Consider the following 12390-nt stretch of genomic DNA (forward strand, 5'->3'; position numbering starts at 1 on the left):
TCATGTTGTTTTTGGGTGGGATTTTTTTATGTCGGCTTCATCTTTTTGAAGTACGACACGGGTTTTTTTTATTTTTTATAAACTATTTTAATATCTTAAACAATGAAAAAAATATTTCTTCTTTTTGTGGCGGTATTTACCTTACCTGCTTTATTACAGGCACAAGCCTACGGTGTGCATGTAGATGATGTTTCTCAATACAGTATTCGCGCAATTAACGGTTATTATGCAAGCAGCTACGGTGCCTATATCAAGAATAACAAAGATAACGTCCATTATACCTACGGCATATATAGTAATGTATATAATCACGGAAGCGGAGATTCTTACAGTGTTTATGCCCGCAACACCTCTCTTGGCAGCGGCACACCCTTTGCGGGATATTTTTATGGCAGCTATAGCAGTTCTGCACCTGTTGGATATGGTATTTATGCTATATCGAGTCAGGCAAACAATATTAACTATGGTATTTATACAACAGCAACAGGCAGTAGTTCAACCAATTATGGTTTGTATGCTTCTTCTACCTCCAGCAATAGCGAAACCAACTACGGAGTATATGCCACAGCGAGCAATTCAGGTACAGGCGGCAGCTACGCCGCTTATTTCAACGGTATCACCCGCTTAGACGGAGGTACTGATGTAAATGCTGCCAGCGGCGGCAATGTAGTAATTGGTGACTTTACTTCTATCAATATGGGTATAGATGAAAATGAAATACAAGCCCGCAACGACAGCATAGCTGCTTCGCTGTACCTCAATTGGAATGGAGGAAAAGTGCAAATAGGAGATGGACCAGTGGGAATAGCACCTTATGCCGACCTGCATATTAAACAACGCCCCGATGGTATTACTGATTCTGCCGGCATACGTTTGGAAAGCGGATATAATACAAATTACTGGCAAATAGGAACCGCTTCTACCAATAATCTTTGGTTTGTTTATAACGGGACTCTACAAAGCTATATCACTACTTCCGGAACTTATACAGTATCTGACCGCACGCTCAAACACGATATTCAGCCATTACAAGGTGTTTTGTCGAAAGTAATGCGTCTCAAACCCTCTTCTTATATTTATAATCAAGATGAAAGCAATACGCGCGTAGTGGGTTTTGTAGCGCAGGAGGTAAAAGAAATATTCCCTGATTTGGTAAAAGTAGAAAATGGTATCAACACGCTCAATTATGATCATTACAGTACCTTGGCTATTGCTGCCATTCAAGAATTAAACGACAAATTAGAAAGCAAAGAGCGGGAAAACGAGGATTTGAAAAAAGAGCTTAAGAGTGTAAAAGACGAAATGGCAGAATTGCGTGCGATGGTGCAAAAAATGAACGCCGCTGTGCAAAACTGCTGCCTCAGCGACAAAACCGAAACAGGCTCTTTGATAAATGACGGCAACAGCAACAATTACAGCAATGCCGCACGTTTAGAGCAAAATGCACCCAACCCTTTTTATGCCAAAACCATCATTCAGCACTATGTACCCGAAGAAGCCAACAGCGCACAACCCCAAATTACCGCCCTCGACGGCAAAGTGATGACAAACATCAACTTGAGCAAAGGTTTCTCCACCACCACCATCAATGGCAGCGAACTCGCAGCAGGTACTTATATTTACGCCCTCATCATTGACGGCAAAAATACCGCCGCCAAAGAAATGATTTTGACCAAATAATAGCTCTTTTATATACTTACTTAATATCTTAAACAATGAAAAAAATATTTCTTCTTTTTGTGGCGGTATTTACCTTACCCGCTTTATTACAGGCACAAGGTGTGTATGTAGATGATGTTTATCAATACAGTATTTACGCAAATAACGGTTATGATACAGGCACCAGCTACGGTGCACATATCAAGAATACCAAAGATAACGCCTATACTACCTACGGCATATTTAGTGATGTATCTAATGACGGAACTGGACATTCTTACAGTGTTTCTGCCCGCAACACCTCTCTTGGCAGCGGCACACCCTATGCGGGATATTTTTATGGCAGCTATAGCAATGCTGCATCTGTTGGATATGGTATTTCTGCTGCATCGAAATATGCAGACGTTAACTATGGTATTTATACAAAAGCAATAGGCAGTAACTCAACCAATTATGGTTTGTATGCTTCTTCTACCTCCTACAATAGCGCAACCAACTACGGAGTATATGCAACAGCGAGCAATACAAATACAGGCGGCAGCAAATACGCCGCTTATTTCAATGGTATCACCCGCTTAGACGGAGGTTTTATAAATGCTGCCGGCGGCGGCAATGTAGTAATTGGCAACTTTACTTCTGCCAATATGGGTATCGATAAATTTAAAATACAAGCCCGCAACAATAACGTAGCTACTACGCTGTACCTCAACTGGAATGGAGGAAAAGTGCAAATAGGAGATGGACCAGTGGGAATAGGGGGAATAGTACCTTATGCCGACCTACATATTAAACAACGCTCCGATGGTATTAATGATTCTGCCGGCATACGTTTGGAAAGCGGATATAATACAAATTACTGGCAAACAGGATTCAATTATAGCGGTTATAATCTTTGGTTTGTTTATAACGGGGATCTACAAAGCTATATCACTACTTCCGGAACTTATACAGTATCTGACCGCACGCTCAAACACGATATTCAGCCATTACAAGGTGTTTTGTCGAAAGTAATGCGTCTCAAACCCTCTTCTTATATTTATAATCAAGATGAAAGCAATACGCGCGTAGTGGGTTTTGTAGCGCAGGAGGTAAAAGAGATATTCCCTGATTTGGTAAAAGTAGAAAATGGTATCAACACGCTCAATTATGATCATTACAGTACCTTGGCTATTGCTGCCATTCAAGAATTAAACGGCAAATTAGAAAGCAAAGAGCAGGAAAACGAGGATTTGAAAGACGAAATGGCAGAATTGCGTGCGATGGTGCAAAAAATGAACGCCGCTATGCAAAACTGCTGCCTCAGCGACAAAACCGAAACAGGCTCTTTGATAAATGACGGCAACAGCAACAATTACAGCAATGCCGCACGTTTAGAGCAAAATGCACCCAATCCTTTTTATGCCAAAACCATCATTCAGCACTATGTACCCGAAGAAGCCAATAGTGCACAACTCCAAATTACCGCCCTCGACGGCAAAGTGATGAAAAGCATTAACTTGGGAAAAGGTTTCTCCACCACCACCATCAATGGCAGCGAACTCGCAGCAGGTACTTATATTTACGCCCTCATCATTGACGGAAAAAATACCGCCGCCAAAGAAATGATTTTGACCAAATAATAGCTCTTAGCTCTTTTATATACTTACTTTTTCGATTAATCAAAAAAAGCACTGCCGTAAATTATAGCAGTGCTTTTTTTTATAAAAGTATTAAAATAAAATTTTTATATATCAATAATTATTTTATCTTTGTAATTGTGATTTATAATAAGCAAGCAACCTTTTTTAATTAACATCTTTTCCTTCTTTTGCCTATGACCGATAAATATTTTCTTTCCATTTTTTTTAAAAAATTCGTGCGTCATTAACTTCAACGGTGGCGCGTTTTCTAATGTGTATTTTTTACTGTTTTAAAATTGCTTACTCCTAAGCAAAAGGGGTAGTATTTGTATTTTTTATCTTATTATTTTAATAAAACCCTCAACAATTATTCTTTTTATTATGAAATATTTATCTTATTATCTCTCTGTCATTATCATCATTTGCGCTGCTGCCACTACACAGGCACAACAGGTATATATTTATAATGGCTCTAATTTGAATTCCATGGCTTTGGAAGCCTACACCTACAATAATGCAACTACCAGCTATGGCGGTTATCTTTGGAATTCGGGAATTGATACCTATACAAAATACGGCTTGTACAGCGGTACTTACAACGATGGCTCAGGGGACTCCTATGGGATATATGGCTACAATAATTCCTATGGTACCGGCATACCCTATGCGGGGTATTTTAGAGGTAGCTATAACTCTGGTGTACCCGTAGGCTATGGTATTTATGCTACTTCGCAAAGTGCTACCGACAACTGGGCGGCACACTTCAATGGTAAAACATTGATAAATTACGCCGATACTATTCCTTACTTATCCGGTACTTTAAATGTGCAAAATAAAACTGTTTCTCCTACTTACTATACGGCTTCTTTTATTAGCAATTATCTCGGCAACTCAGATATCAGGGGTGTTTATGCCCATTCTGTATGCGCTGATGGTTGGGGCTATGGCGGTGAGTTTTATGGCGGTTATCGCGGTGTGTATGCAGTAGCACAAGGAGGTGCTTATGTAGGTAGTGTTTATAACTATTTTTCTGCCAACGGTACCGCAGCAGCGGGTCGTTATGGAGTATATGGTGATGCTTATGGCAGTACTGGTACAGCAGGAACTGGTGTTTACGCCGCTAATTATGGTGTGTATAGCTCAGGTGCAGTGTATGGAACGGCGTATTACACTTCCTCCGACCGCAACCTAAAAACAGACATCAAACCACTCGGCAGCAGCTTGCAAAAAATAATGGCACTCAAAGCCTATACCTACAAATACAAACACGAAAGCGAAGTAGAAAAAGCTATGAATTTGCCCGAAAATGAGCAAATCGGTTTCTTGGCGCAAGAAGTAGAACAAGTAGTGCCACAAGCCGTAGCTACTATTCCTGTGGAGTTGGGAGCCAGAACCACCGACCGCAGCGACGACCGCACCGAATGGATAAAAGGTATTCAGCCCGACTTTTTGCTGCCAGTATTGGTACAGGCGATGCAAGAACAACAAGGCGTTATTGAGCAAAAAGACGAAAAAATTGAAGACCTCAGCAAAGAGGTAGCTTCTTTACAAAATCGCTTAGATGCCCTTGAAAGCAGCCTGCAAAAAATGAACGCCGCTATGCAAAATTGCTGCCTCAGCGACAAAACTGAAACAGGCTCTTTGATAAATGACGGCAACAGCAACAATTACAGCAATGCCGCACGTTTAGAGCAAAATGCACCCAACCCTTTTTATGCCAAAACCATCATTCAGCACTATGTACCCGAAGAAGCCAACAGCGCACAACTCCAAATTACCGCCCTCGACGGCAAAGTGATGAGAAGCATCAACTTGAGCAAAGGTTTCTCCACCACCACCATCAATGGCAGCGAACTCGCAGCAGGTACTTATATTTACGCCCTCATCATTGACGGCAAAAACACCGCCGCCAAAGAAATGATTTTGACCAAATAATAGCTCTTTTATATACTTACTTTTTTCGATTAATCAAAAAAAGCACTGCCGTAATTTATGGCAGTGCTTTTTTTTTTTTAAAAGAATCAAAATAAAATTTTTATATATCAATAATTATTTTATCTTTGTTATTGTGATTGATAATAAGCAAGCAATCTTTTTTAGTTAACATCTTTACCTTCTTTTGCCTATGACCGATAAATATTTTCTTTCCGTTTTTATTTAAAGAAAGTTCGTGCGTCATTAACTTCAACGGTGGCGCATCTTTTAACTTCTATTTTTTTACTGTTTTAAAATTGCTTACTCCTAAGCAAAAGGGGCAGTATTTGTATTTTCTATCTTATTATTTTAATAAACCCTCAACAATTATTCTTTTTTATTATGAAATATTTATCTTATTATCTCTCTGTCATTATCATCATTTGCGCTGCTGCCACTACACAGGCACAACAGGTATTTATTCAGAATGTCTCTAATTTGAATTACAGTGCTTTGGAAGCCTACACCTACAATAATGCAATTAACAGCTATGGTGCTTATCTTTCGAATACAGGAAATGATGCCTATACAAAATACGGCTTATATAATTATACTTACAACGATGGCACAGGGAACTCCTATGGGGTATATGGCTACAATAACTCTTGGGGTACAGGCACACCTTATGCGGGGTATTTTCAAGGTAGCTATAACTCTAATGTACCCGTAGGCTACGGTATTTATGCTACTTCTACAGGGGCAACTAATAACTGGGCGGGCTATTTTCAAGGAAAAGTAGGCGTAAGCGAGCGTGTAATTGTATCAGACCAAGTGATAGATAATAACAAATTAGTATTATGGCAAAGTTACGGAACTACGACTGCGACTTCCAATAACTGCCATAGTATAGGTACAAATAATTATATGATGCGTTTTAATGTTCCCCTTTTAGACGATAAGTTTCATTTTTATGTTGGTGCTGATTCTGTTGCTGCACCAGCAGTAGTAATAAAACGCGAAATAAGCAGCACATCAACCTATGCAGCGTATAAATCTGCTAAATTGGGGATCGGTTGGTCAGATGCTTCAGTTTGGTATAATTTAGATGTAAATGGAAAGGCATATTGTACAGGCGGTATATGGGAAACTTCAGACCGTAATTTTAAAAAAGATATTAAAAAATACGACAGTGCTTTAGAAACCATCGCCAAACTACAAGCCTACACCTATCAGTACGACCGAAGCAAAGCTCCCGAATACAACTTCGACGAGCGCGAACATATCGGTTATTTGGCGCAAGACCTCCAAAAAATAGTGCCGCAAGCTGTAATGGAAGACGGCAAAGGAAAAGGATTTTTGGCAGTAAATTATAATATGATAATTCCTGTTATTTCGGAGGCGGTGAAAGAATTGGCAAGCGAAAGAGATGCCGCCAAAACCGAAAACAGCGAATTGAAAAATAAAGTGAGCGCGCTTGAGAACAAAATAAGTGTAGTGCAAGAGGAAAATAATACTTTACAAAACCGCTTAGATGCTCTTGAAAGCAGCCTGCAAAAAATGAACGCCGCTATGCAAAACTGCTGCCTCAGCGACAAAACTGAAACAGGCTCTTTGATAAATGACGGCAACAGCAACAATTACAGCAATGCCGCACGTTTAGAGCAAAATGCACCCAACCCTTTTTATGCCAAAACCATCATTCAGCACTATGTACCCGAAGAAGCCAACAGTGCACAACTCCAAATTACCGCTCTCGACGGCAAAGTGATGAAAAGCATCAATTTGGGCAAAGGTTTCTCCACCACCACCATCAACGGCAGCGAACTCGCAGCAGGTACTTATATTTACGCCCTCATCATTGACGGCAAAAACACCGCCACCAAAGAAATGATTTTGACCAAATAAAATAATATCGGACTACTTTAGTTTGATTTTTTTAAGATAGTAAAAGCTGCCGTAAACCAAACGGCAGCTTTTTTTTTATTCTTCCACTTTCACCTGTATCGTACCACCTTCGCTGCCCCAAAGTACCGTTACTTCTGCCGTGCCCTGCCCCGATATAATTTCGCCGCCCGTCACACTCCACTCATAGATCGCATCCTCCGAAAACGGCGCAGTGTAGATTTGCTGCAAATCGCAAATGTGGGTATTGCCGTCGAGCGCAGCACTCGCCAAGGGCGCACATATTTTCCAGCAATTAGTGATAGCTGAAGAATTGGCGGCATCTGCAAAAGACTGAATACTGAACATCGTCAGATAAGTACGCAACCAATTATAAAAATCTACCGGAGCATCGTAGTAGCCGCCTTGTATGGGTTCTCCTATCAAAAATGTCAAAATATGATTAATGCCCTGATAATTGTCCTCATCAAAAGTAAGCACAAAGATACTGTTGTGCGTTTTGCACCATTCTATATAGCTGCCTAAATTATTTTGTATCCAGTTATCGCAGGTTTGATAAGTGGCGGCGGCATTCGGATTATTGTGCAAATCGTTGGCTTGATTGGGAATTACAAAACACAAATCGGGGAGAGAATCGTAATTGGAAGGAAAATAAGAAAAAGGCATACTGAGCGAATCGGGAATACCATTGACGGGAGCGTGTTGCCAGTGTGTCCAAGGACAATGTTTGCGGGCATAGAGATTATTGTTGTAAAATGCGCCCAAATAACCCGAATATGGTAAGTCTTCGGAGTAGGCAGCAAAAGTAAAACCAGCTTGCAACAAAGCTGCCCCAAAATTGGGCGTAACAAAAGGCGTATCTACCGGAATACTACTATTAGTAACACCCTGTTGGTCGCCCGAAAACATAATAATATAATTGGGCTGACTGGGGTGCGTGAGCGCATACGATTGTGTAAATACCGCCGCCTGCGAAGTATCCATCAAGGTATTGAGATAGGGCATATTGACGTTTCCTACAATTTGTTCGTAAGAATGGTTTTCCAGCGTTAAAATCAACACATGGTCGGGGCGCGGCACAAAACCCGTTTGCGCCACCGCAAAAGACTGAATGAAGAGCATTGGCAATACCAACTCCCAAACAGGTTGTCTTTTTTTATAAAAATTGTACCACATACCTAACAAAATTACACCTTATTACTATGTGTTTTTATATATTGATAGTAATTTATTCAATATTTTTATCATAAATATATCTATTTTATCAATAATCAGTTGCTTAAAAAACCCTTTTTAACACGCTTTGATAATGTATTCCGTATTTTTGTAAAAAAAAGAGATACCTTGCTTTTATGCGTTTAATAATAATACCATATTTATTGTTGCTGTTTTTGTTGTGTACGCTTTTTGCGTGCAAGCCCGAAACCTATTATCATACTTACTGACAGGGAAAGCTAAAAATTCTTGCCACTACTTCGATGGCGGGCGATATGGTGCGGCAAATTGTGCAAGACAAAGCCGAAGTGCAAACTTTGATGGGAGCCGGCATTGACCCGCACCTTTACAAAGCCACACAGGGCGATTTGGAGCGATTGATGCAAGCCCATGCAGTGGTATATAATGGTTTGTTGTTGGAGGGTAAAATGGAGAGCATCTTTGAAAAACTCCAACGTGCCAAACCCGTTTATGCGCTGGCTTCACCTTTATCGCACACCCAATTAATAAGCACCGACAACAGCCACCACTCCGACCCTCACATCTGGTTTGATACGCAGCTATGGGCGGCTTGTGTGCTGCCTTTGGCGGAGTTTCTGGCTACGCAAGACAGCAGCAACGCCGCTTTTTATCGCAGCAACGCCGCCGCCTATCGCCTACAATTAGACAGTCTGCACCAAAGTGTGCGCCGACAAATCGCCGACATTCCGCAGCAGCAGCGCGTACTGATTACGTCGCACGATGCTTTTCAATATTTCGGCAGAGCCTACGATATAGAAGTGCAGGGTTTGCAGGGAATTTCTACGGTGGCGGAATTTGGCTTACGCGATGTGAGTAATCTGGTACATTTTATTTGTAACCGCCATATCAAAGCTCTTTTTGTAGAAAGCAGCGTATCGTCCAAACCCTTAGAAGCCGTGCGCGAAGGCTGTCGGCAGCGCAATTGTATGGTGGGCATAGGAGGCAATTTATATTCCGATGCGCTGGGAGCTGCCACCACCCCCGAAGGCACTTATATAGGTATGATGCACCACAATATCGCCACCATCGCCGCCGCCTTAAAATAAAACAAGCCAACAAAAATGGTATCGTTCATATTGATTAGAAAATAAAAAGGATAAATTTGCACAGTAAAACAGAACAATACCATGAAAAACAAAAATATATCGGTCATTTTAGCGATTCTTCTAATCCTTGCTATCGGAAATTATTTCAGATTTATTAGTGACGGCAGTACGAGATTGGTTGAGTTTTTATCCATTTTTATTATTGGCTTGCTGACGGGCTTATTGCTGACACAGTTGATGAAAAAGCGGGTTTAGCAAGAAATATTTACACAAAAAAAATGAGCAACATCAAAATAAGCGATAACAGTTTAAAGAAAATAGAACAGCTTTATCAGCAGGCGGGCGTGCAGGTGCGCTACGGAAAAGGGAATTTTCAGGCGGGCTATTGCCTGTTGGAGCATAAAAAAATTGTACTGATAAATAAATTTTACGACACTGAAGCCAAAATACACGCTTTGTGCGATATTGCGGAGCAATTGAATTGGAACAACGACACCCTGCTGCCGGAGCAGCATAAGCTTCTGCATCAAATCCTCAGCGAACAAGCCGCCAAACGCAATAAAAATAGCCATCAGGAAATAGAAACATCTACTTCTTCCGACAACAACAACAGCAACGATATTTAGCGACCGCCACCACCAAACACCCGCTTCCAATAGCGAGCAACCAACTCGTTTATATCTTCCGACACCCGAAAATATAAAATCAAGCCGCCAAACAACGCCGTGATAATAAGGGAGCGAAACAGCAAATCTACTACAAAATGATAAGGCAATGTCGGCAACAGATAATCAACACCCAGCAGCAGCAGCAGCAGCAACAACACCCACAAAGTTTTTTTGTTGAAAGGCTGCATACGGAAAGTGTGCCACACAAAATAACCTTTGCCTAAATTGTAAATCACCATTGTAAGCAAATTAGCAAAGGCAGCCCCTGTGAGTCCGTATAAAGGAATAAAAAGATAATTGGTAAAAACAGTGAGTATCAGCAAAAACAGATTGAAATAAAACTGAAACTTAAAATGCCGCGAAGTGGCGATAATGCCGCCATTGATGCCCGTTGCCAAATCCGCCAATTGACTCAACCCCACCAGAATAGGAACATATTTTCCGGCTTCGTAGGCAGTGCCGAGCATACTAACCACATGGTGGCGATTTATCCAAATACCCACGCACACCAATCCGCCCAAAATCAACTGCAACAAAGACGTTTTGCGATACACGCTCTCTATGCGGTGCAAATCCTGACGCTGCCAAGCATCGGCAATTACAGGCAATGCCGCCGTAGTAATGGCTTTGCCCGGCATATACACCACCAAACCAATCGTACACAAAATAGAATAAATACCGCCATCTGCCAACTCACCCGCCGACATCACCGACACCATCAGCCGGTCGATGTATTCCAGCACATACATCACCGACCCCGACGAAAGCGTAAAAAAACCATACACAAACATCTCACGCAGCAACTTGGGCGTAAATTTGCTCCAATCAAAAGCAATGCGCCACTCCCCGATATACATCAAATAGCCAATCAGGCCCAAACCCTGCAAACCGTGCAGCAAAATAAGAGCCGCCACAAATACCGGAAATCCGAAATATCCCTGCCAAAACAAAAGCAACAGCACCAAAATTCCCAATTTTGTGAATACATCTCGAAACAGCACCGGCACCGAAGGGCGAAACAAAGCCGCCGCATAGCTGCCCAATACTTCAAAATATATCAGAAAAAAAGTAAGCGGAAATACCCAAAAATAATAATTATTGATGAGGTCGTTGCTCTCCGCACTCTGAAACACAGTAATCAGCCAGTCTTTCAGCCCGAAAGCAAACAAAAATACCAATACCACACCCAACAAAGGCGTTAGCAACAAAAATGACAAATAAGAATGATGAGCAGTTTTTTCATCGCGGAAATAAGGGAAATAACGAATGGTAACAGAACGCAACCCCAACTGACCAAACAAACACAAAGTACTAGCAATAGTGATGAGTAGCTGCGTAAGACCGTATTGCGCCGGCTGCAACACGCGCGGAATCAGAAATAAAATATTCAGGTATTGAATGAGGATACTCAACCCCAAAAACAAAGCAGAAAAAAAACTCTCGCGCCTGAACTGGCTCATAATTCAAATATAAAATTGCTAAAAAAACCGCACCCTTAATAAAAACTTTGACAAAAAAACTATCTGCGGCAAAATCCGTTTGCAAGATGGAAATGTTTATCTTGCAACACAAAAAAACATCTTTCATTTGCCATTTTTATTTCGCCGCACTTATGTTAATAGCCCTCAAAGGTATTGTTTTTAAAACAATTAAATATGCCGAGAGCAGCCTTATTTGTAAAATTTATACCGAAAATTTCGGGGTGCGCTCTTATATGGTCAATGGCGTGCGCCGCCCCAAATCGCGCCTTCACGCCGCCGCCCTGCAACCCCTGAGCATTTTGGATATGGTGGTATATGAGCAAGCCAACAAAAATTTGCAACGTATCAAAGACATTAAAATGGCGTATATTTTTGAGCAAATTCCTTTTGATATGGCAAAAACGGGCATAGCCCTGTTGGTGGCGGAAATAATGAACAAAACCTTGCAGGAAGAAACACCCAACACCGGACTTTTCAATTTTTTAGAACAACAAATCCGGTTTTTAGACCACAGCACCGCCCCCGAAACGGCACATTTTCCGTTGAACTTTTTGTTGCAGCTTTCGCGGCATATCGGTTTTTATCCGCACAACAATTATGATGCTGTCCAACGCCCCTATTTTCATTTGCAGGAAGGGTTATTCAGTAATCAATCGGCAGCACACGCCGCCTTGCACATAGAGCCGCCTCTGAGCGATGTATTTTCGCAGTGGCTCGCACAACCACAAAATCCACTGCCCAAAAGCAGCCGCGCCGCCCTGCTCGAGCAAATGCTGCATTATTATCGCTTCCATATTGAAAACTTCGGCGAACTGCACAGCTATCAAGTGTTGCGAAATCTTTGGAATACTTAAAAAAATTTTTC

At 41.4% G+C, this 12390-nt stretch carries 8 protein-coding genes and 1 pseudogene; 7 read left to right on the forward strand and 2 right to left on the reverse strand.

Annotated elements, in window-relative coordinates:
• The first annotated feature begins 102 nt into the window (after nucleotides 1-102).
• The 4 genes from IPL35_08770 to IPL35_08785 all read left to right on the forward strand — a co-directional run bounded on the left by IPL35_08770 (nucleotide 103) and on the right by IPL35_08785 (nucleotide 7097).
• Nucleotides 103-1680, forward strand: a complete 1578-nt coding sequence (locus IPL35_08770; GenBank protein MBK8443489.1) for a tail fiber domain-containing protein — start codon at nucleotides 103-105, stop codon at nucleotides 1678-1680.
• A 35-nt stretch (nucleotides 1681-1715) separates the two neighbouring features.
• Nucleotides 1716-3278, forward strand: coding sequence for a tail fiber domain-containing protein (locus IPL35_08775; protein MBK8443490.1), 1563 nt, complete (start codon nucleotides 1716-1718; stop codon nucleotides 3276-3278).
• 381 nt (nucleotides 3279-3659) lie between these two features.
• Entirely contained in the window at nucleotides 3660-5213 is a 1554-nt protein-coding gene (locus tag IPL35_08780) for a tail fiber domain-containing protein (protein ID MBK8443491.1), read from the forward strand.
• A 381-nt stretch (nucleotides 5214-5594) separates the two neighbouring features.
• Complete coding sequence (locus IPL35_08785; GenBank protein MBK8443492.1) at nucleotides 5595-7097, forward strand: tail fiber domain-containing protein; 1503 nt, start codon at nucleotides 5595-5597, stop codon at nucleotides 7095-7097.
• A gap of 75 nt (nucleotides 7098-7172) precedes the next feature.
• Here the strand turns inward: IPL35_08785 and IPL35_08790 are convergent, their stop codons facing one another.
• A complete protein-coding gene (locus tag IPL35_08790; GenBank protein MBK8443493.1) occupies nucleotides 7173-8270 on the reverse strand; it encodes an acid phosphatase in 1098 nt (365 codons plus the stop codon).
• A gap of 176 nt (nucleotides 8271-8446) precedes the next feature.
• Here IPL35_08790 and IPL35_08795 point away from each other — a divergent pair.
• Both IPL35_08795 and IPL35_08800 read left to right on the forward strand, forming a co-directional pair.
• Nucleotides 8447-9376: pseudogene (locus IPL35_08795) on the forward strand (zinc ABC transporter substrate-binding protein).
• 278 nt (nucleotides 9377-9654) lie between these two features.
• Nucleotides 9655-10002 (forward strand): hypothetical protein, encoded by a 348-nt coding sequence (locus IPL35_08800; GenBank protein ID MBK8443494.1) that lies wholly within the window; start codon nucleotides 9655-9657, stop codon nucleotides 10000-10002.
• On the opposite strand, the gene IPL35_08805 is transcribed toward IPL35_08800, so the two are convergent.
• On the reverse strand, nucleotides 9999-11504 hold the full coding sequence (locus IPL35_08805) for an oligosaccharide flippase family protein (GenBank protein ID MBK8443495.1): 1506 nt from the start codon (nucleotides 11502-11504) through the stop codon (nucleotides 9999-10001). The genes IPL35_08800 and IPL35_08805 overlap by 4 nt on opposite strands.
• A gap of 86 nt (nucleotides 11505-11590) precedes the next feature.
• Here IPL35_08805 and recO point away from each other — a divergent pair, with 86 nt between their 5' ends.
• Nucleotides 11591-12379, forward strand: coding sequence for a DNA repair protein RecO (gene recO / locus IPL35_08810; protein MBK8443496.1), 789 nt, complete (start codon nucleotides 11591-11593; stop codon nucleotides 12377-12379).
• Nucleotides 12380-12390 lie beyond the last annotated feature (11 nt).

This window comes from Sphingobacteriales bacterium, from assembly GCA_016711285.1.
In the GTDB taxonomy this organism is placed as follows: Bacteria; Bacteroidota; Bacteroidia; order Chitinophagales; family UBA2359; genus JADJTG01.

Excerpts from the sequence above, each read along its gene's own strand:
- IPL35_08770 (MBK8443489.1), top strand. The coding sequence starts at position 103 with ATGAAAAAAATATTTCTTCTTTTTGTGGCGGTATTTACCTTACCTGCT.
- IPL35_08775 (MBK8443490.1), top strand. The coding sequence starts at position 1,716 with ATGAAAAAAATATTTCTTCTTTTTGTGGCGGTATTTACCTTACCCGCT.
- IPL35_08780 (MBK8443491.1), top strand. The coding sequence starts at position 3,660 with ATGAAATATTTATCTTATTATCTCTCTGTCATTATCATCATTTGCGCT.
- IPL35_08785 (MBK8443492.1), top strand. The coding sequence starts at position 5,595 with ATGAAATATTTATCTTATTATCTCTCTGTCATTATCATCATTTGCGCT.
- IPL35_08790 (MBK8443493.1), bottom strand. The coding sequence starts at position 8,270 with ATGTGGTACAATTTTTATAAAAAAAGACAACCTGTTTGGGAGTTGGTA.
- IPL35_08800 (MBK8443494.1), top strand. The coding sequence starts at position 9,655 with ATGAGCAACATCAAAATAAGCGATAACAGTTTAAAGAAAATAGAACAG.
- IPL35_08805 (MBK8443495.1), bottom strand. The coding sequence starts at position 11,504 with ATGAGCCAGTTCAGGCGCGAGAGTTTTTTTTCTGCTTTGTTTTTGGGG.
- recO (MBK8443496.1), top strand. The coding sequence starts at position 11,591 with ATGGAAATGTTTATCTTGCAACACAAAAAAACATCTTTCATTTGCCAT.